18 protein-coding genes are annotated in these 20960 nt (G+C 56.3%); 9 read left to right on the top strand and 9 right to left on the bottom strand.

The features are described from left to right. Positions 1 to 7: 7 nt before the first annotated feature. Complete coding sequence (gene gmd / locus ACR0IY_RS13270; RefSeq protein ID WP_480674017.1) at positions 8 to 1132, top strand: GDP-mannose 4,6-dehydratase; 1125 nt, start codon at positions 8 to 10, stop codon at positions 1130 to 1132. Between the two features lie 10 nt (positions 1133 to 1142). After that, on the top strand, positions 1143 to 2120 hold the full coding sequence (gene fcl, locus ACR0IY_RS13265) for a GDP-L-fucose synthase (RefSeq protein WP_480674015.1): 978 nt from the start codon (positions 1143 to 1145) through the stop codon (positions 2118 to 2120). A gap of 33 nt (positions 2121 to 2153) precedes the next feature. On the opposite strand, the gene ACR0IY_RS13260 is transcribed toward fcl, so the two are convergent. The 7 genes from ACR0IY_RS13260 to ACR0IY_RS13230 all read right to left on the bottom strand — a co-directional run bounded on the left by ACR0IY_RS13260 (position 2154) and on the right by ACR0IY_RS13230 (position 11667). Beyond that, positions 2154 to 3230, bottom strand: a complete 1077-nt coding sequence (locus tag ACR0IY_RS13260) for a DUF2793 domain-containing protein (RefSeq protein ID WP_480674014.1) — start codon at positions 3228 to 3230, stop codon at positions 2154 to 2156. Positions 3231 to 3463: 233 nt separating this feature from the next. Then, positions 3464 to 4357 (bottom strand): UTP--glucose-1-phosphate uridylyltransferase GalU, encoded by an 894-nt coding sequence (galU, locus tag ACR0IY_RS13255; RefSeq protein ID WP_480674012.1) that lies wholly within the window; start codon positions 4355 to 4357, stop codon positions 3464 to 3466. Between the two features lie 309 nt (positions 4358 to 4666). Further along, positions 4667 to 6472: an ABC transporter ATP-binding protein gene (locus tag ACR0IY_RS13250; RefSeq protein ID WP_480674010.1), complete on the bottom strand. Its 1806-nt coding sequence runs from the start codon at positions 6470 to 6472 to the stop codon at positions 4667 to 4669. A 1-nt stretch (position 6473) separates the two neighbouring features. Further along, complete coding sequence (locus ACR0IY_RS13245; protein ID WP_480674008.1) at positions 6474 to 7403, bottom strand: ABC transporter permease subunit; 930 nt, start codon at positions 7401 to 7403, stop codon at positions 6474 to 6476. Between the two features lie 11 nt (positions 7404 to 7414). Next, entirely contained in the window at positions 7415 to 8338 is a 924-nt protein-coding gene (gene oppB / locus ACR0IY_RS13240; protein WP_480674006.1) for an oligopeptide ABC transporter permease OppB, read from the bottom strand. 65 nt (positions 8339 to 8403) lie between these two features. Then, positions 8404 to 10032 carry a peptide ABC transporter substrate-binding protein gene (locus tag ACR0IY_RS13235; RefSeq protein ID WP_480674004.1) on the bottom strand — a complete coding sequence of 543 codons (1629 nt, stop codon included), beginning with the start codon at positions 10030 to 10032 and terminating at the stop codon, positions 8404 to 8406. Positions 10033 to 10431: 399 nt separating this feature from the next. Next, positions 10432 to 11667 (bottom strand): lytic murein transglycosylase, encoded by a 1236-nt coding sequence (locus ACR0IY_RS13230; protein WP_480674002.1) that lies wholly within the window; start codon positions 11665 to 11667, stop codon positions 10432 to 10434. A gap of 187 nt (positions 11668 to 11854) precedes the next feature. Here ACR0IY_RS13230 and ACR0IY_RS13225 point away from each other — a divergent pair, with 187 nt between their 5' ends. From ACR0IY_RS13225 to ACR0IY_RS13200, 6 genes are all read left to right on the top strand, one after another. Then, positions 11855 to 12817: a cytochrome ubiquinol oxidase subunit II family protein gene (locus tag ACR0IY_RS13225; protein ID WP_480674000.1), complete on the top strand. Its 963-nt coding sequence runs from the start codon at positions 11855 to 11857 to the stop codon at positions 12815 to 12817. Beyond that, positions 12814 to 14904 (top strand): cbb3-type cytochrome c oxidase subunit I, encoded by a 2091-nt coding sequence (locus ACR0IY_RS13220; protein WP_480673998.1) that lies wholly within the window; start codon positions 12814 to 12816, stop codon positions 14902 to 14904. Before ACR0IY_RS13225 ends, ACR0IY_RS13220 begins: the two co-directional genes overlap by 4 nt. Continuing rightward, entirely contained in the window at positions 14901 to 15533 is a 633-nt protein-coding gene (locus ACR0IY_RS13215) for a cytochrome c oxidase subunit 3 (RefSeq protein ID WP_480673996.1), read from the top strand. The genes ACR0IY_RS13220 and ACR0IY_RS13215 overlap by 4 nt, the downstream gene beginning before the upstream one ends. Further along, complete coding sequence (locus ACR0IY_RS13210) at positions 15526 to 15852, top strand: cytochrome o ubiquinol oxidase subunit IV (RefSeq protein ID WP_480673994.1); 327 nt, start codon at positions 15526 to 15528, stop codon at positions 15850 to 15852. The genes ACR0IY_RS13215 and ACR0IY_RS13210 overlap by 8 nt, the downstream gene beginning before the upstream one ends. Positions 15853 to 15949: 97 nt before the next feature. Continuing rightward, entirely contained in the window at positions 15950 to 16873 is a 924-nt protein-coding gene (locus ACR0IY_RS13205; protein ID WP_480673992.1) for an HlyD family secretion protein, read from the top strand. After that, a complete protein-coding gene (locus ACR0IY_RS13200) occupies positions 16870 to 18393 on the top strand; it encodes a DHA2 family efflux MFS transporter permease subunit (protein ID WP_480673990.1) in 1524 nt (507 codons plus the stop codon). Before ACR0IY_RS13205 ends, ACR0IY_RS13200 begins: the two co-directional genes overlap by 4 nt. On the opposite strand, the gene ACR0IY_RS13195 is transcribed toward ACR0IY_RS13200, so the two are convergent. Next, positions 18390 to 18752: a fluoride efflux transporter FluC gene (locus tag ACR0IY_RS13195; protein WP_480673988.1), complete on the bottom strand. Its 363-nt coding sequence runs from the start codon at positions 18750 to 18752 to the stop codon at positions 18390 to 18392. The two genes, ACR0IY_RS13200 and ACR0IY_RS13195, sit on opposite strands and share 4 nt — an antisense overlap. Continuing rightward, positions 18749 to 19156: a fluoride efflux transporter FluC gene (locus tag ACR0IY_RS13190; RefSeq protein ID WP_480673986.1), complete on the bottom strand. Its 408-nt coding sequence runs from the start codon at positions 19154 to 19156 to the stop codon at positions 18749 to 18751. Before ACR0IY_RS13190 ends, ACR0IY_RS13195 begins: the two co-directional genes overlap by 4 nt. 192 nt (positions 19157 to 19348) lie before the next feature. Between ACR0IY_RS13190 and ACR0IY_RS13185 the strand changes: the two genes are divergently transcribed. Further along, on the top strand, positions 19349 to 20929 hold the full coding sequence (locus ACR0IY_RS13185) for an FMN-binding glutamate synthase family protein (RefSeq protein WP_480673984.1): 1581 nt from the start codon (positions 19349 to 19351) through the stop codon (positions 20927 to 20929). Positions 20930 to 20960 lie beyond the last annotated feature (31 nt).

Genomic DNA, 20960 nt, shown 5'->3' with positions numbered 1-20960 from the left:
CAAGAAAATGGCTAAAAAGGCGTTGATCACCGGCATCACGGGGCAGGACGGGTCATATCTTGCCGAGTTTCTGTTAGAAAAAGGCTATCACGTTCACGGGATCAAGCGCCGCGCCTCGTCCTTCAATACGCAGCGCATTGATCACATCTATCAGGATCCGCATGATCCCGACCCGAAAATGCACCTGCATTACGGCGACCTAAGTGATACGTCCAACCTGACCCGGATCATTCAGGAGGTGCAGCCCGACGAGATTTACAATCTGGGTGCGCAATCCCATGTGGCGGTCAGTTTTGAATCACCGGAATATACAGCCGATGTTGACGGGATCGGCACATTGCGGATGCTAGAAGCGATCCGGTTTCTGGGGCTGGAAAAGAAAACGAAGTTCTATCAGGCTTCTACGTCCGAGTTGTACGGCCTGGTTCAGGAAACCCCACAGCGCGAAACTACACCTTTCCACCCCCGATCACCCTACGCGGTGGCAAAGCTGTACTCCTATTGGATCACGGTTAACTATCGCGAGGCATATGGGCTGTACGCCTGTAACGGAATCCTGTTTAACCACGAAAGCCCGCGCCGGGGGGAAACTTTCGTGACGCGCAAGATAACCCGGGGGCTCGCGAATATCGCGCAGGGTCTCGAAGATTGCCTCTATATGGGTAATATCGACAGCCTGAGGGATTGGGGGCATGCGAAAGACTATGTGCGGATGCAGTGGCTCATGCTGCAACAGGACCAGCCCGAAGACTTTGTGATTGCCTCGGGTGTGCAGCATTCGGTGCGCCAATTTATTGTTTGGTCAGCTGCTGAACTGGGTGTTGAACTGGAATTCTCGGGCGCGGGCACCGATGAAATTGCTAGGGTCAAATCCATTGATGGCGATAAGGCGCCTGCGTTGAAGCCCGGTGACGTGGTCATGCGCATCGATCCCAAATATTTTCGCCCGGCCGAGGTCGAGACCCTGCTTGGTGACGCTTCGAAAGCAAAAACCAAACTGGGGTGGGAGCCCGAATTGACCGCGCAGGAAATGTGCGCCGAGATGGTCGCGGAGGACCTGAAAACCGCAAAACGCCATGCCTTTCTGAAAGAGAATGGCTATGAACTATCTGTGAGTTTGGAAAACGGCTGAGGAGAGCGGCATGCGCAAGATTTACGTCGCGGGCCACAGCGGGATGGTTGGCAGCGCAATCCTGCGTCTTTTACAGGATCGGCAGGTTGAGGGCGAAGCGTTTGACCTTATAATCTGCTCGCATTCCGAACTGGATTTGACGGATCAGGCCGCTGTGCGCGATTTTATGCAGTCTGAAAGCCCCGATCAGGTCATTCTGGCTGCGGCCAAGGTAGGTGGTATCCACGCCAACAACACCTTTCCAGCAGATTTCATTTACGAAAACCTGATGATCGAATGCAACGTGATCCATCAGGCGTTTGCCGCCGGTGTTACACAACTCTTGCAATTGGGCAGTTCCTGCATTTATCCGCGCGACATCCCGCAACCCATGCGAGAAGATGCATTGCTGACCGGGGTGCTGGAGCCGACCAATGAACCCTATGCACTGGCCAAGATTGCCGGGATCAAGCTATGTGAAAGCTATAACCGGCAGCACGGGGTTGATTATCGTTCGGTCATGCCGACCAATCTGTACGGTCCAGGCGATAATTTTCACCCTGAAAACAGCCATGTCCTGCCCGCCCTGATCCGCCGGTTTCATCAGGCTCAGAACGACGGGTTGGGCGAAGTGGCGGTCTGGGGCTCAGGTAAACCACGCCGAGAGTTTCTGCATGTGGATGACATGGCCGAAGCATCCTTGTTTATCCTTGATCTTCCTCGGGACGAGTATCTGGCAAACACCCAGCCAATGCTAAGCCATATCAATGTGGGGTGTGGTCAGGACGTGTCGATTGCGGAACTGGCGGCTCTGGTGGCGAAGGTCACCGGGTTCACCGGACGAATAACCCAGGATACCAGCAGACCCGACGGCACAATGCGCAAACTGATGGATGTGTCGCGGCTGACTGAAATGGGGTGGCGCGCTCGGATCGGTTTGGAAGAAGGAATACGCGAAACCTATGCGTGGTTTCTGGATCAGGCAGTGACGGAGTTGCGTGCCAGATAGTTGCCCGGACGCTGGCCCGGGCAACCTGGCAATTCAGAACCAACGGCCAATGGCAATTGCCGTTGGTGCCAGGGCAGTCGTATCGCTCGCCGTGGCCAGAACCTTGAACCCAACCTGAGTGTCCGTAGGTGCGTCAAACCCCATGAAGCGGTTGTTTGCCCCTCCGCTGCCGCTTACCGAAATCGCTGAGCCAGGCGCGAAGGCCATCGGGAAGCTCCAGACTGCAGCATTGCCAGCGAATAAAGCACCCTCTGCGTTGGCGCAGTCCGACGCGGCCAGTGTGAAGGTGCAAATCTGAGTGCCATCGGCAAAACGAACGTACTCTCCGTCGGCATTTGATCCACGCTCGATCACCGCTCCGGTTGGCGTGCCCGTACTTTGCGTGACTAATCCCAACAGGTTGCCCGGACCATATCCAAAATCCGCCCGCATAAGGCGTCCGGCGGTTGTGTCGTCTGGACTGACCTGAACCGCCGCCCCGCCGGCGGTCCCTGTTGCAGAGTCAAAACTCAGCGCTTCGGTCCAGGTACCCCCATCGGACGAGACTTTGATTGAAAAACCGGTACTTCCTGATAGGCCCATTTCGGCATGACCTGTCCAGTTGGACTGAAACAGCAGGGATGCGGTTTCGTCCGCGCCGGCCTTGTTGACCTTGAGTTGATGGCCGCCGCCGTCATGGCTGAATAGCGTAGCCGGAGACCGCACGGACAGCCGATTGGTGCTGTCATACCCGGTTGCAATGCCCACACCATTCAGGTTCTGCGTGACAATCGGCGGATCGATCCAGGTGCTTCCGTCCCAGATTTTCAATTGTCCTGCGCTTTCATCCCACGCGCGCCAACCCATTTCGGGCATGACAAAATGCCAGCTATTGTCCAACCATGCGGCAAGCATCCCGGCCTGACCGGCCCAATCTCCGCTTGGGGCCACACCCAGCGCATGAACCTCGCCCTGGCCCGGTGCAATAGGTGGAGACGATGCATTTGTTGAGGAAACGCTCAACTGAACAATGAGGTCCAGCTGTCGCAGGGCCTCGTTATGGGTGACGTGTTTCTGAGCTTGCGAAGGTTGCAGGAAAGGTAGGTTCAAACGGGGTGAGTTCTGTGACAAAGAGGCATCCTCCTGTGGCTGTCGGTCCGACTATTTCATTACGCGCCACAGTGCAGCGCCCCGCGTGAATCCCGTGTGACCGGAGCGGGCGCTTGCCGAACCCTTTGCTAACGAACCGGAAATCCGGATTGCAAACAGGCCGGGACACACTCTGTGTCCCGGCCTGTTTGGTGATGCCAAATGTCAGTCGGTTACCTTTAGGGTCTTTTGAAAGTAAAGGTAAGGCCAGACTGTTACTGAGCAGCCTGACCTGTGGCAACGATATCGTGCAGGTACTGGCTGAGATCTTCGCGCAGATCATCACGGGCCAAGGCAAATGCAACAGTTGCCTGAAGGAACCCTGCCTTGGACCCGCAATCAAAACGCTGGCCATCGAATTTGTAGCCAAAGACAGGCACACCATTACCAATATCCTCGGCAATAGCGTCGGTCAGCTGAACCTCACCGCCGCTGCCCTTCTTCAATTGGTTCAGGTTGTACAGAACCGATGGACCAAGCACATAGCGCCCGATGACCGCCAAATTTGACGGTGCTTCTTCGGGTTTCGGTTTTTCAACCATGCCCCGTGCGCGCACGACTGGGCCGATATTCTCGCCGACGTCCAAAACACCGTACGAGCTGGTTTTTTCGGTGGGAACTTCCATGGCCGCGACCATATTGCCGCCAGTTTCCTCGTAAGCTTCGACCATCTGCTGCAAGCAGGGCTTGTCCGAGGCGATAACATCGTCAGGCAACATCACGGCAAAAGGCTCATCGCCGATCAACCGACGGGCGCACCATACGGCGTGGCCAAGACCCAGAGCCTTGTGCTGGCGGATATAAGCGATCGCGCCACTTTCCATATTGGTTGCATTCAGCGTTTCCAGAAGCTCGTCCTTACCTTTGGCTTTCAACTCCTGTTCGAGAACAAGGTTGTGGTCAAAGTAATCCTCAAGCGCCGACTTGCCGCGTGACGTTACAAAAATGAATTCAGTGATGCCTGCAGCGCGGGCTTCGTCGATGGCGTATTGCACCAGAGGGCGATCGACCAAAGTCATGATCTCTTTTGGAACCGACTTCGTTGCAGGCAGGAATCGCGTGCCCAACCCCGCAACCGGGAAGATCGCCTTTGTGACCTTACGTGCCATTTGACCTCTCAAGTTGTTAAACGAATGTCAGAATATCAGATTGTCGGGCCACCTATTAGGCTCTGCGGGCCAAACAATCAACGTCAATAACCATTTGCTCAACTTCTGCAAAGATCGTGCCACCGAGGGTGGTGGAAGTCAAAAGCAACAGGCCTCATTGGGCGAGTCACTGCCAATATCTGTTGCGAATTGAGGCATAATCAAGCGTTTGAGTGGATATTGATCCATAAGCGGAACTCCGCTTTGGTCGGTGTTGAATCAGCTAAATTAACGTCCCAAAGCCGACCAATCGGCTTTGGGACACTGATGTCATCTACCAGCCATTATGGTTTCCAGCGAGTCGTGCTCGGCCACGAAATGGTCGGGCTTCACTTCGCTTAGACGAGGGACATAATCTGTCTCACCCGCCGAAAGGCGGCTGGGCAGAAACCGCAAAGCGGCTTTTGGATCCATGGGTGAGGGCAGTTCACCTGGCAGTTTCAATCTCTGGCGGCTGCGCTCGACGTCCGGGTCGGGAATTGGAACCGCCGAAATCAGAGATTTTGTGTATGGGTGGATTGGTTCGGAACAGATCACCTCTCCATCGCCGAGTTCGACAATCCGACCAAGATACAAAACCATAATCCGGTTCGAAACCGCGCGCACCACCGACAGGTCGTGGCTGATGAAAATCATCGATAACCCGAATTCCTGCTGCAACTCTTTCAGCAGTTCCACGATTTGCGCCTGAATCGATACATCCAGCGCCGAGACTGCCTCGTCGCAGATGATCAGCTTGGGTTTGTTGATCATTGCCCGTGCGATGCCGACCCGCTGGTTCTGGCCGCCGGACAGTTCGTGCGGATATCGGTTGATCATGTTGGCCTTCAGACCCACACGTTCCATCATCGATGCGACCAACTCCTTGCGTTCCCGATCGGTCAAGTCAGGGCGATAGGTTTTCAGTGGTTCAGCAATCGAGGCCGAGATCGTCATCCGCGGATCGAGACTGGCCAAAGGGTCCTGAAACACGATCTGCAAATCCTTGCGATATTTGTTCAGCTCTGCCCGCCGCAATCCTACAATCGGATGACCCAGCCAGCTGACATTGCCCGCGCTTGGTTCGATCAGTTGCAGAACCGCCCGTGCCAGCGTGGACTTGCCGCAGCCCGACTCACCCACGACCCCCAGCGTTTCACCTTTGCGGATGTCAAAACTAACTCCGTCGACCGCTTTCAACGGCACCTTGCGCCCGAACAATCCACCTTTGACATGAATAGGGAAATGCACCTTAACGTCGTCGACTTTGAGCAGTGGCTCATCAATCTTGTCCAGCGCCTTGGGCGCGTCTCCGGCGTCGATGCGCGGCATCGCGTCCAGCAGCGTACGTGTGTATTCGTGCTGCGGAGCGCGAAAGATTTCACGCGTGTCACCTTCTTCAACAAACTGGCCCAGACGCATGACTTGAATGCGATCGCACATACGCGCAACAACGCCCATGTCATGGGTGATCAGCGCAATCGCGGTGCCTTCGTCCTTTTGCAGACGCACCATCAGGTCGAGGATGTCGGCCTGTACGGTCACATCCAAAGCTGTCGTTGGTTCATCCGCGATCAGCAGCTTGGGATTGCACAGCATCGACATGGCGATCATCACCCGCTGACGCATCCCGCCGGACAATTCGTGCGGGTACTGATCCAAGCGTCGCGCGGCCTCGGGGATGCGCACGCGTTCCAACCACTCCAGACAGCGCGCCCGTGCGGCCGAGCCCTGCAGACCCTCGTGCACTTGCAGAACTTCCCGCATCTGCTGGCCGATCCGCAAATGCGGGGTCAGGGCAGTCAGCGGGTCCTGAAATATCATACCGACATCGTCGCCACGGATCTTGTTCAACTTGTTGACCGGCAGGTTCAGGATTTCCTTGCCATTCAGCATGGCCGATCCTGTTGCACGCCCCGCCGGAGGCAGCAGCCCCATCGCGGCCATGAAAGTTTGGCTTTTGCCCGACCCGCTTTCACCCACGATGCCAAGGCATTCGCCGGGATTGATCTCGAAGCTGGTGCCTTTGACGGCCTCAACCACGCCATCAGGGGTGTCGAACTGGACGCTCAGGTCCTTTACGGAAAACAGACTCATATCAGCGATCCTTCGGGTCCAGAGCGTCGCGCAAACCATCTCCGATGAAGAACATCGTGATGATGATGGCGACGTAAATTGTCAGAGGGAACATCAGTTGCCACAGGGTGCCATACCCCATTGTTCCAGCCCCTTCGGCGATCAGGCGGCCCAACGAAGTGTAAGGTTCTGAGATCCCAAGGCCCAGAAACGAGATGAAACTTTCCATCAGGATCATTTCGGGCACCAGCAGCGAGGCATATACGATCACCACGCCCAGAAGGTTGGGCAGGATATGGCGATACATAATGGTGAACTCACTGACACCCGCTGCGCGGGCTGCCTCGATGAACTCGCGGTTCTTTAGGGTCAGGGTCTGGCCTCGCACAATTCGTGCCATAGTCAGCCAGCCAACCGCGCCAAGGGCGATGAACAGCATAAAGAACGACCGCCCCGCCACAACCAGCAGCAGGATGATGATCAGCGTTGCCGGGATCGCCAGCAGGATGTCTACGAAACGCATCATGACGCTGTCGGTGCGCCCACCGAAATAGCCCGCCGCGATGCCATAGCAGGTGCCAACGATCAGCGCTGTTGCCGCCCCGATCAGCCCCACCAGCAACGAGGTTGTCGTCGCCTGAATGACCCGGCTGTAGAGGTCGCGCCCCAGATCATCGACGCCGAAATAGTGCCCGGTCTCGATGGACGGCATTCCCATGCCGCGCACGTCGCCCATGACATTCCAGTCAATCTCTTCGTTGCTCCAGACTGCGAAGTAGGGGCCGATGATCGTGAATAGAACAATCAGACCCAAAATAAAGATGCTGGCCATTGCAGCCTTGTTGCGGACAAATCGCATACGTGCATCTTGCCAGAGTGATCGCCCCTGAATGACCGTGTAGTCGGTAATTTCCTCGGCCAGATGGGCGGCTTTTTGTGATTTTCCAAGCATTGGCCAGCCCCTCAGTAGCGGATTTTGGGATCGAACCAGGCATAGGCCAGGTCGGTTAGCAGGTTCACGACAACGGTCAGTGCGCCGTACAGGATCGTAACGCCCAACAGCACCGCGTAGTCCCGCGACAAGGCCGATCCCACGTAGGCCTGCCCCAAACCACCGGTCGAGAAATAGATGTCGACAAACACCGACCCGGTCAGCACGTAGACAAAGACTGGTCCCAGATAGGACACAACGGGCAATAGTGTCGGTTTCAGCGCATGCCTCCAGATAACGGTTCTGGTCGGCAGGCCCTTGGCGCGTGCGGTCCGAATGAAGTTCGAGTTCAAAACCTCAAGCATCGACGACCGCGTGATCCGAGCGATGGACCCCATATAGGATGTGGCCAGCGCGATGACCGGCATGATCAGATACGGCCACTGGCCACCATTCCAGCCGCCACCGGGCAGCCATCCCAGCCACAGGGTGAAGGTCAGGATCAGGATCGGACCCATGATAAAGTTCGGCAGTGCCTGAGCTGCGATGCCCAGACCCACGGCGAAATAATCGATCCAGCTATTGTGCTTGATCGCTGCGGCGATGCCGAGACCAACGCCGATGACAGTCGCCACAAGGAAAGACAGCGAGCCGTAGGTCAGCGAGATCGGAAAGCCCTGCGCGATGATGTCATTCACATCGCGGTCCTTGAACTTGAACGACGGACCGAAATCGAAATGCACGACGATGTTGTACAGGTAGTCCCACAACTGCTTCCACAGCGGTTGGTCCAACCCATAGCGGGCCTCGATATTGGCCAGAACCGCCGGCGGCAAAGGCCGTTCCGAGGTAAAGGGCCCACCGGGCGCGAAGTGCATCAAAAAGAAACAGGCGACGATCAGCAAAAGGATCGTCGGAACGGCGACAAACAATCGCCGGATGATATAGGCAAGCATTTCATGCCCCCATTATTGGCTTTGCCCCGAATTAGAGTTCGGGGCAAAGCGCGGTCTAAGGATGATTATTCGGCGCGCTTGTAGAGGTTCTTGGAATACCAGTTCTGCTCTACGTTATTGACCGGCCAGTTTCCGACATCGCTGTCCATCATGTAGACGCCAGCATAGTGATAGATCGGGATAACGGGGGTCTCTTGCGCGATGATCCGCTCGACCTCGGTGTACAGAGGTGCGGGGTCGTCCGAGGTCTTGGCTTCGGCCAGCAGTTCGTCAACCTTGGCATTGTTGTACTTGCCGTCGTTATAGCCGGAATCCGATTGCAGCAGATCAAGGAAGGTCGAGGCTTCGTTATAGTCGCCACACCATGCGCCACGGGCCAGATCGAAGTTCTGGTTGCCGCGTTCCTCAAGGAAGACTTTCCATTCCATGTTGGCCAGTTCGACCTGCACGCCCAGCTTCTGTTTCCACATCTGGCTCAGCGCCACGGCGACTTTCTTGTGGGCCTCATCGGTGTTGTACACCATCTCAAAGCTCAGCGGATTATCCGTGCCATAGCCCGCCTCGGCCAGCAGTTCCTTAGCCAGTTCGTCACGCTCGGCCTGAGTCATCGAGGCCATTTCGACCACTGGTACGGTGAAGCCAGCCGTTGCTTCGGGGACAAATGTGTATGCGGGCGGCTCGCCACCGGCTTTTACATTCTTTGTGATGATGTCGCGGTCAACAGCCAGCGACAGGGCTTGGCGGACTTTGGGGTCCTGGAAAGCTTCTGGGCCGCTGTCCGATACGTTGAACGTATAATAATAGTTGCACAAACGCGGGAAGCTGATCGCCTCATCCGGGTTTTCTTTCTGAAGACGCGGGAACTGTCCTGCGGGAACCTCGGTGCGGTCCAGTTCACCAGCCAGATAACGGGTCAGGGCAACGTTTTCGTCGTTGATGACCATGGCCACCACCTTGTCGATGATGGTGTTGTCATTGTCCCAATACATTTCGTTGCGTTCGCGGACTGACCGTTCCTGCGGCAGATGCTCTGTCAGGACATAAGCACCGTTTGACACGATGTTCTCGGGCTTGGTCCAGGCGTCGCCGAATTCTTCAATCACTTTCTGCGGGGCAGGGAAGGTGGTGGAGTGCGTGGTCATCTGCGGGAAATAAGGCAGTGGAGCGCTGAGCGTAACTTCCAGTGTCTTGTCGTCAATGGCTTTGACGCCCAACTCATCGACAGGCTTGTCACCCGCGATGATTGCTGAGGCGTTTTCGATCGACATCAGTTCCATGAACCACGCGTAAGGAGATGACAGCGCAGGATCAACAGCACGCTTCCAGGCATATACAAAATCGCCAGCAGTTACCGGATCGCCATTTGACCATTTGGCATCGTCGCGCAATGTAAACGTGTAAACGTCCTTGGTGTCATTTGTGGTGTAGCCGGTTGCAACACCGGGAACCAGATTGCCATCCTCGTCCTGGTTCATCAGTCCTTCGAATAGGTCGCGTACGATTTCAGCACCGGTAACGTCTTCAACAACCTGCGGATCGACCGAGCTGTGCTCGTCCAGGATGCGATAAGTAAAGGTCTGATCGTCCGCCAACGCCTCGCCGGTTTCAGGATGGGTGCCAGCGGCGAGGGCTGCACCAGTGATCATGGTCGAGGTCAGCAACCCCGCCAGCGAAGTACGAATATATTTGTTCATGTTGTTTACTCCCATTTTCAGAGGCAAGGCACGCGCATCCCTTCAGGATGGCCGCTGGCCACCTTGTTTGTCCGACTCTGAAAAAGACCGGAGACAGTTCGAATTTTGCTTTGTCAGATCGCAATGAACACCGCGTCGCAGTCTTTCGGTTTTGCAGTCGGGATTGTGTGCGAAAGTTGCCTTTCACTGCCGCCGAAGGTGGCACTATTTCAAAAAAGGATAAAGGCTTTGCCTGAAAAATAGGCGATCATAGGTGGATTGTGAATGAATGCCCGGCTCAATCTGAAATATAATAATGAAACTAGAAGCCTCTGTGACATTTTTTTGAAAGGCGAGTTTCAGGTTCGGCTTTTATGGGTCGGTTATGGTGTCTTCAGGTGTCCAGAGCGCCGCGAATCGCTATTGCGTCAGGGCCGATTTCATCCCCGACTCCGGGAAGCAGGTTGGGGCAAGCCCGTTTGCCTCCTGCCAGCGTCCGATGGACCTTCGTGTCTTGAAACCGGGCAGACCGTCCACTCCTCCGACGTCATGACCGCGTTGTTCCAGAGCCTGCTGCATGTTGGCAATGTCAGAGCGAAGCAAACCGCCCACCTGACCCCAACGCGCCCGAAAGTCCCCGACACCATATTGGATGCGGTCCCCGACATGGCCAACGAACAGGGCATAGAGGTCACTTTTGTTGTAGTCTTTCAGTACGTAGAAATTGGGCGTAACCACAAAAGCCGGGCCATTGCGCCCTGCGGGCATCATCAGAAACCCTTCGCCCGGCAACTCGTGTTGGGGAAACGGTTTGCCTGAGACCCGGACAATGCCCATTGCCGCCCAGTCCTGAATGGGTCTGCCCTGATCCGGCCCTTCCAGCGCGCAAGACACCGAGGCAGGGACAGTGACCTCAAACCCCCAGTCGCGCCCGGTAATCCAGCCGTGCTGAGACAAAAAATTGCCGATGGATGCGAGTGTATCCTCGGGCGATGCCCAGATATCCGATCGCCCGTCGCCATCGCCGTCTGCGGCGTAGGTCAGGAAATTCGAAGGCATAAATTGCGGCTGACCCAGAGCTCCGGCCCAACTGCTTTTTAATTTGCCGTGCGGTGCGTGATCTGCCTCGGCGATTTTTAGTGCAGCGATCAGTTCGTCCGTGAAGTACGCGGCGCGGGTGCTCATAAAGCCCTTTGTGGCCAGCACCTGAAAGGCATCGTGGCGGATGGGAACCTGCCCGTATCCGCTTTCGCGGCCCCAAATGGCCAGGATGATGCGACCAGGGACTCCGGTTTCGGCTTCAACCTGCGTTAGCGTGGCCTTGTGACGGCGGGCCATTTGGCGCCCGGTTGTTGTGGCCCCTTGAACCGAACCCGCGTTGAAGTATCGCCCGGGAGAGCCAAATTCGGCCTGCTTCTGTTTCTTCGGCACTTGCGCCGATCCGCCGGGCGGCACCAGGTCAGGTAACTTCCAGTTAAGCGATACCCCGTCAAAGGCCCGTCGCATGGTGGCGCGCGAAACACCTTCGGCCTTCGCCCTAGGCCAGATGGTTTCTTGAAGCCATGCCTGAAACTGCCGTTCAACCGCAGCACGGTCCTGTGCAAATGCACTTGTTGAAAGGCAGCATAAGCCAAGAGCGAGAATAATCCGACGCATCCCCTAAACGTCTCGCGTGATGTGAAAGTTTAGTCAACCGTAGTGTTGAGCGGGATTTGCGCGCGCGTAATGTCTTGGTTGTTCAACGGGCGTGCGGGTCAATCAGTGGTTTTGGAAAAAGCCTTGAGAAATTTCCAGACTCTGCCGATAGTTGGCCGCAAGCGACGGTGTAAGAGGACGATTAGGCGTGGCTATTCGCAGACCCCTACCTGTGACATTAGCAGTGTTGGCGACAGCGTTGGCCGTGGCTGCACCGGGTCAGGTGGCTTGGGCAAGTGACAGCTTTATGGACCCCCAGGGGCCGATCGCAGAGATCCAGAAGGTGCACTTGCTGCGGGCGACCGTCCTGATCCTGATCGCCGTAATACCTGTACTGGTATTGGTGCCGTTGATCGCTTTGCGATACCGACGCCGCAAAGACAGCGCGGCACAATACCGGCCCAAATGGGATTTCTCGGCAAAGTTGGAATTTCTCATGTGGGGCGTGCCGGTCGTTATTGTGGCGCTGTTGTCCTTTTATCTGTGGAAGGCGACGCACCGACTTGATCCTTATGCGACCCGATTTGGCGAAACACCGGCGCTGGACGTTCAGGTCGTTGGTCTGGATTGGAAATGGCTGTTCATCTACCCTGATCTGGGCATCGCCAGTGTCGGAGAGCTTGGGATTCCGGTCAAACAGCAGGTCGCGATGACGCTGACTACGGACACCGTGATGCAGTCTTTCATGATCCCCGCTCTGGCCGGGCAGATTTACGCTATGCCCGGGATGACCACTCAACTGCACCTAGTGGCTGACGCACCTGAGACCATGCAGGGTGAAAACACACAATATAATGGCCGGGGCTTCACCAAGCAGAAATTCGAAACATTGGCCATGCAGCCCGAGGATTTCCAGGCTTGGGTTGACACGGTGCGTTCAAATGGCATCCCGCTGAGCCCTGAAACCTATCGCACTCTGGCCATGCGCACGGATCGTGATGAGGTTCAGGCCGCGCTGGGAACCCCGCAGATGCCAGACAATGCGTTGTATTTCACGCTGGAGCAGGGCGATCTTTTTCAATCCATTCTGCACCGTTATCACGGTGGACAGCCGCTGCCGGTCGATCGACAGCCGGGAACCGTTGCATTCGGGCAGGAGGCCACTCAATGACATCTGCCGAATCCGGTTTTTTTGGTCGCCTCAACTGGGACGCCTTTCCGATCACGGGCCTGATCCAAAACCCCAACACCAATGAGATTGTGGCCAATTCAGCAGCTGCCATTGTCATCATTGGCGTTATCACGGTCGTCGGGCTGCTCACATGGTTCCGGTTATGGGGGCCGCTTTGGCGCGATTGGCTGACCAGCGCGGATCACAAGAAGATCGGCATCATGTATATCGTCTTTGCCATCGTCATGCTGGCGCGTGGCGTGCTGGAAGGCGTGGTCATGCGGGCGCAGCAGGCAGCAGGTCCCGGCGATGGATTTCTGGCGCCGGATCATTTTGCCGAACTGTTCAGTACTCACGGCACAATCATGATCTTCTTTGTCGCGGTGCCCTTTGTATTTGGATTGGCCAATTTTCTTGTACCCCTAATGATCGGTGCGCGGGATGTGGCTTTTCCGGTGATGAACCAAATCAGTCTGGGTCTGACCGTATCCGCCGGGATGATGCTGATGGTATCGCTGGTCGTTGGAGAGTTCTCGACCGGCGGTTGGACCGCCTATCCTCCCTATACCGGCGCTGCGTTCAATCCGGGCGTCGGGCCGGATTACTGGATTTGGGCCATAGTTGTGTCCGGCATCGGAACGACACTTACGGGCATCAACTTTGCCGTTACAATCTATAAGCTGCGCGCGCCGGGGATGAAGTTCATGCGGCTGCCGATGTATTGCTGGACAATCATCTGTAGCTCGATCCTGATTGTCTTTGCTATGCCGCCTTTAGGCGTTGCAGCGCTTATGCTGGCGGCGGACAGGTACCTGGATTTCCATTTCTTCACCAACGATCTGGGCGGCAACATGATGAACTATGCCAACCTGTTCTGGTTGTTCGGCCACCCCGAGGTCTATCTGCTGGTCCTGCCAGCCTATGGTATTTACTCCGAGGTTTTCTCGACCTTCTCAGCCAAGCGCCTGTATGGGTACAATTCGCTGGTGATTGCAACGATGTCGATTGCGGTTCTGTCCTTTACCGTTTGGCTGCATCACTTTTTCACCATGGGGCAGAGCGCGCTGATTAACGCTGTATTTGGCATCGCCACAATGTTGATTGCGATCCCGACCGGTGTGAAAGTCTATGACTGGATGGCGACTCTCTATCGTGGACGTATCCGGTTTTCGGTGCCGATGCTCTATGGTCTGGCGTTCCTGATGCTTTTTGTCATCGGTGGTCTGTCGGGTGTTATCCTCGCAAACCCCACGGTTGACTATCAGGTTCACAACACCCTGTTCCTTGTGGCCCATTTCCACAATGTCCTGCTGCCTGGTGTGTTGTTTGGCCTTCTTGCCGGGTACAACTATTGGTTCCCCAAGGCTTTCGGCTTTCGCTTGAACGAGTTTTGGGGGCGGGTAACGGTTGTGCTGTGGACGGTTGGTTTCATGCTGACCTTTCTGCCCTTGTATTTCGTCGGTCTCATGGGCATGCCGCGCCGGTCGTTCAGCTGGGAGGATCCCAGCTTTCACCCCTATATGATCGTCGCAGTCCTTGGCGCGTTGGTCATCCTATTGGCTCTGTTGTCGGTGGTTGTTCAACTGTGGGTCAGCATTCGCGATCGGGAAAAAACCCGTGTGCCCGTCGGCGATCCGTGGGATGCGCACACGCTGGAATGGTCAATTCCCGCGCCACCGCCACCCTATAACTTCGCCGTCATCCCAAAGGTAACTGACCGCGACAATTTTGTGGTCGCCAAAGAGCGGGGCGATGCATACCCGACACCTGACGCGTACGAAGATATCTCGATGCCGCGCAATACCGGGATCGGGTTCATCCTGTGCGTGACAAGCGGCATCTGGATGTTCGCGCTGGTCTGGTGGATCTGGTGGTTGGCTGCGTTGATGACCCTTGTAATGTTGCTGTCGTTCATCCTCTGGACTTTCCGGCTGGATATCGAAGAGGTCATTCCGGCGGAAGAAGTGCGCAAACAGCACGAGGCCTGGCTGGATCTGGTTCACAGCGCATCGGCGGTTGACCGCGATCACGAAAGTGCACCGGAAAACCGCGGTCTTGCCCGCCCGGACCTGGAGGCGATGACATGAAACGCGCCCCGACGCATAGCTATCCGGGCCTGAACCTCGGGCGCCGACATGCCAGCGCCGACAGGGTCAGCGAAGTCGTCACGTTCGGCTTTTGGGTCTTTTTGATGAGCGATCTGGTCTATTTCGGGCTTATGTTCGCGATCTACATCACCATGATCGACGCGCAAGCTGGCGGGCCGGGCCCGCATGAGTTGTTCGACTTGTACAGCATCTTCGCGCAGACCCTGATCCTTTTGACCAGCAGCCTTACCGTTGGGCTTGCGATGCTGGCACTGAAATACAATCTGCCCCGATGGCGGATCGTGTTCTGGTTCTGTGTAACCTTGGTGTTGGGTCTTAGCTTTTTGGTGCTGGAAATCCGCGATTTCATGGCAATGGCGGACAAAGGAGGAATCCCGCAGCGCAGCGGATTCCTGTCCGCGTTCTACGGGCTGGTGCCATTACACGGGCTGCATGTTGCAGCGGGGTGTGTCTGGTTGATCGTTCTGGGCATCCAATTGCGGATATTCGGTCTAACCGATCTACTGATGTCCCGCGTGGTTCGGTTGGCTCTGTTCTGGCATTTTCTTGATCTGATCTGGATCGGCATCATCACCATCGTTTACTTCGGGGGCCTGACCTATGGATAGACGCAGCGAGATGCATCGGCGCGAACGCCGTCGTTATGTGATCGGCTATGGTGGCTCGCTTTTGATAACGCTGGCTGTGTTCACGATTGCCTATAAATTTGGCATTGAAACCAAAGGGGTATACCTGTCAATCGGGCTGCTGGGGTTGGCGCAACTGATCGTGCAACTGGTCTATTTCCTCCATATCGACCGGCGGCGCAGCAGCCGAGAGGATTTGGACCTCATCCTGTTTTCCACGCTTGTTTTGCTGATCATCATTGTCGGTACAGTCTGGATCATGGGCAACCTTGCGATACGGATGCACACGTATCCAATGTGATGCGTCAGTGACGAATTACGGGCTGGGATGTGACGTATGAAATCAATTAAAATTTTCGCAGTCGCAGCCATGCTGATCGCAATTGCGGCCGGACTTTTTGTTATACTGGCGTCATGAAGAACGCTACCCGTCCACCAAAGACGCTTATGTGGGTGCAAACATCATCTATGTGGCCGCACAGGTGACCGGACAGGTCGCTGAGGTCGCGATTACGGATAACCAACCAATCAAATCCGGTGATCTGCTGTTCACGATCGATCAGACGCAATTTAAGGCCTCGGTCGATCAGGCGCAGGCTGATCTGGACAGCTCCATGCAGCAGGCGCAGTCCTATTCCACTCAGATCACGGCGGCCAAGGCGGTGGTCGAGTCCTCCCAGTCGGCTTATGACACGGCTAAGAACAACTTTGAACGCGCCAAAGCGCTGTTTTCTGACGGAGATCTGGCGCAGGTTTCGCTGGATCAGGCGACGACAGCCTTTGCCGAGGCCTCGGCCCGACTGACCACTAGCCAATCCGCCCTTTTGGCATTGCAAAGCGGACTGGCGGCAAAACAGGACGATATTCAGTCCGCCCGTGCCCAGCTTGAGATTGCACAAGCCGATCTAAACTGGACCAAGGTCTATGCAACAGCAGATGGCTGGATCGCCAACCTGACTCTGCGCCCGGGTTCGGCAGTGGCTGCCAATGCGCCCCAGTTTTCCATCGTGGAATCGTCGGATTGGTGGGTGGATGCGAACTTCAAGGAAACCTCGCTGCCCCGGATACGTCCGGGCCAACCCGTGACGGTCGAGATCGACATGTTGCCGGGGATGACGCTGACGGGCAAGGTGGCCTCGATCGGGCGGGGGTCGGGTGATACTTTCTCACTTTTGCCGTCCGAGAATGCCAGCGGCAACTGGGTTAAAGTCACACGCCGCTTCCCTGTGCGAGTTGAACTTGACCCGACCGATGCGCCCTTGCGCGTTGGCGGCAGCAGTAAAGTTACGGTTGATACCACCGCGCATCAGGCCGAAAAATGACGTCCTCGATGGCAGGCCGGGTCAATCCGGTGATCGTCATTGCCGTCGTGCTCAGTGCCATACTCGAGGTGTTGGACAGCACCATCGTCAACGTTGCACTGCCTCATATTCAGGCCGCGTTCGGGGCGACAACGGATCAGGCAACGTGGATACTGACCAGCTACATCGTCTCGGCCGTAGTGGTGATGCCGCTGACGGGATTTGTCGCCTGCCGGGTCGGGCGGCGCAGGTTGATCCTGACTGCCATCACCGGATTCACCGCCATGTCCGTCATGTGTGGCCTGTCCTGGAGCCTTGAGACCATCGTATTCTTCCGTCTAGCACAGGGCATGTTCGGTGCGTTTCTGATCCCGTTGTCCCAATCCATACTGTTCGATGCATTCCCTCGTGAAAAACGCGGACAGGCGATGGCGGTGTTTGGGCTGGGGGTTGTCGTTGCTCCGGTACTGGGGCCAACGGTCGGGGCAATTCTAACCGAATACTTCTCATGGCGGATGGTTTTTTTCGTAAATCTTCCAGTGGCCGCCATGGCGCTGTTGCTACTGGCCGGAGAGTTGCCCGATGACGAAACCGAAGACGTGCGGATCGACTGGGCGGGCCTGGCCTTGTTGGCCCTCGGCATCGGCTGCCTGCAATTCATACTGGATCAGGGAGAGACCAAAGACTGGCTGTCTTCTCGTGTCATTCAGGTGGCGCTGATCGCATCATTCTTGGGAGCGCTGGGGTTCGTTTTCCATGCGTTGACCAGCGATCGTCCGGTGGTGGACCTGCGCTTGTTTGCAGATCGTAACTTTGCGCTGTGCAATCTGGTCATTGCCGGGTTTGCGATTTCTCTGTTCGGTGGCATCGCGATCCTGCCGACTTTTGTGCAGAATCTGCTTGATTACCCAGTTATTGCTTCGGGTCACTTGTTCATTCCGCGCGGTATAACAGCGGGCTTGTCCATGGTCGTGACAGGCGCGGTTCTGGTCTCGCGGTTTGATCCCCGTGTTCTGGCCGGGTTGGGGATGTTGCTGACGGCGGTGAGCAATTTCATGATGGGCGCACTGAACATGAATGCCGGGTTCTGGGAACTGGCCTGGCCCGGCGCTGTCAGCGGCCTTGGGATGGGGCTGGTCTTTGTGCCGATGTCGATCCTCGCGTTCGAGAGCATCTCAAAATCCCGGCAGGACGAAGCCTCGGGCCTGTTCAACGTGACCAGGCAGTTGGGGTCCTCGGTGGGAATATCGTTGGTAGGCACATGGGTTGTACGCGGATTGCAGACCAACACGGCAATACTCAGCCAGAATGTCACGCCATATAACCCCGCGGCGCAGGCGTATCTGCAACCGCTTGGCCTGGCACCTGAAAGTGCTCAGGGGGCTGCCATTCTGGGCCAAGCCATTAGTCAGCAGGCCGAATTGATTTCTTACCTGACCGTGTTCAACAATCTTGGTCTGCTGGCCTTGGCAACAATACCGCTGCTGTTTTTCTGTCAAGCACCCAAACCCGGAACGCAGGCCGCAGTACCCGCGCACTAGCGAATTGCGACCAGGCCCAGCCACAGGGCAATCCAGCATAGGGCCAGGCTCAGCAGGATGTTCCCAGCGGCCAGCGCGATCGTGCGTTCACGCCGCAGTTGCAGAGATTGATAGGCAAAGCTGGAGAATGTGGTGAAGCCGCCGCAGAATCCAAAGACCAGCCGTTTTTCCTCTTCGCCCATGTCGACCGGCCCGCCCAGGTAACCGATCCAAAGCCCCAGCAGAAAGCTGCCCAGGACATTGACGATCAGCGTCGCAAAGGGCAATCCATGATTGATCCGCAGCGCGATCCAGTGGCGCAGCACTGCGCCCAATCCGCCGCCCAGACCGAACATGGCGTGTAGGAAGAACTCGCTCATTCCTGTGGCCTTGGTCTGGATAGGTGTCGCCCGATGACTTCGCCCAACACGGCCGCAGCGAGTCCAACGGCAATCTCCAGCGCAGCAGCCAGGATTGCGTATGACAGATGCATCTCGGCCAACCGTTCCAGTTCGGCCACAAAAGAAGAAAAGGTGGACAGCCCACCGCAAAAACCCACCGCACCCAGATGCAACACGTGGGCATGTACGCGGTGCCGGATGGCATAAAGCCAGCCCAAAATGAAACAGGCTGCGACATTGATGCCAAAGGTGGTAGTCAGAACCGGAGCGCCGGGGATCTGCGCCGAGAATACCTCTCGCAGTAGTGACCCCGCCGCGCCACCCACAAACACCGCTGCGAACATGACGGCCGTGGTCCGGGTTGCGGGTCGGGTCTGAGTCACGGGTTTAAGTCCTGCCAATAATTCGTAGCCCCTTGGGCATAGCTATTGCCGCACAAGGGATCAACTGGGGCCAGACCTCTATCCGCAAATCAGACCGATTGCGTGAAGCCTGGCACAAACACTTGCAATCAAAAGTCGATTTGCGCCACGGTTACCAGAGCATTGACCAGACAAAACATTGGGAGAGCGCAGATGGTTGTACGCAGACTCTATTATTTTCTGAGTTACGTGTGCCTGCCATTGACTTTAGTGTGGGGGTTTTTCTGGCCGCCAGCCCATTGGCTGCTTGTTATTCTGATCCCGTACGCCGTTGTCGGCCTCTATGACATGCTGACCACAAAGCACAATGTCCTGAACAACTATCCGGTTCTGGGTCACTTCCGGTATATGCTGGAATTCGTCAGCCCGGAAATCCGGCAATACTTTGTGGAAACCAACGAAAGCGGCCGTCCGTACAACAGGATTATTCGCGGGCTGGTCTATTCGCGGGCCAAGGGTCAGGTCGACACACAGGCCTTCGGGACGCAATTCGACATCACGACTGTAGGGTATCACCGCGCCAATCATTCGTTGGCCCCAAAGGACGTGCCCGAAAGCGAAGAACGGGTGTTGTTGGGTGGTCCGCAATGCACCAAGCCATACAGTGCATCACGTCTGAATGTGTCGGCCATGAGCTTCGGGGCACTCAGTGCCAATGCGATCCGGGCTCTGAATGGGGGGGCCAAGGATGGCGGGTTCGCGCACAACACCGGCGAGGGTGGGTTGTCTCCGCATCATTTGGCCGAAGGGGGGGATATCATCTGGCAGATCGGCACTGGTTATTTCGGCTGCCGCACTCCTGATGGTGGGTTTGACAAGGATCTGTTTGCCGAGAAAGCCAAGAAGGACGTGGTCAAGGCGATTGAAATCAAACTATCCCAGGGTGCAAAGCCGTCTCATGGCGGTGTGCTGCCTGCGGCGAAAGTGGATAAGGAAATCGCAGAAATCCGTGGCGTTCCTGAGCATCAGGACGTTATTTCTCCTCCCATTCACTCCGCCTTTGATGGCCCCACAGGATTGATGCATTTCGTACAGCACCTGCGCGAAATGTCCGGTGGGAAACCTGTGGGCTTCAAGCTCTGCATTGGCAGACCATCCGAGTTCATGGCGATCTGCAAGGCGATGCTGGAAACCGGTATCCTGCCCGATTTTATTACGGTTGATGGGGCTGAAGGTGGCACAGGGGCGGCCCCGGTCGAATTTACTAACCGTCTTGGTGTGCCGCTGAATGAAGGGTTGATATTCGTCAATAATTGCCTTCGCGGCATCGGGTTGCGCGATAAGGTTCGGATCATATGCTCTGGCAAAGTGGCCACTGGCTACGACATGATCGAAAAATTCGCCCTAGGTGCCGATATGTGTAACGCGGCGCGGGCGATGATGTTTGCCGTGGGTTGCATTCAGGCCTTGCATTGCAACACGAACCGGTGTCCTTCGGGCGTGGCCACGCAGGATCCGATCAGGGGCCGGGCGGTCAACGTTCCGCGAAAACGCCAGAGGGTGCATCGGTTTCACGACGCCACGTTGGAAAGCTTCCGTGAACTTCTGGGGGCAATGGGGAAAGAGAAGGTTTCGGACCTGCGCCCCCATGATATCCGCCGCCGTACAGCGGATGAAAGGGAGCGGTCTTATGCCGACCTTTACACCTTTATTGACGAGGGCGCTTTGCTGACCGACGCAATCCCCGAGGCATTTGCAGCAGACTGGAAAATGGCCTCGGCTGATCATTTCTGAATTTTTTTCCCGTCCTCGCCAAGGATTGACC

Source organism: Ruegeria sp. BC1 (genome assembly GCF_056539305.1).
Note: the sequence above shows the minus strand (reverse complement) of the source record. Positions and strands in the feature narration are given on the sequence as shown.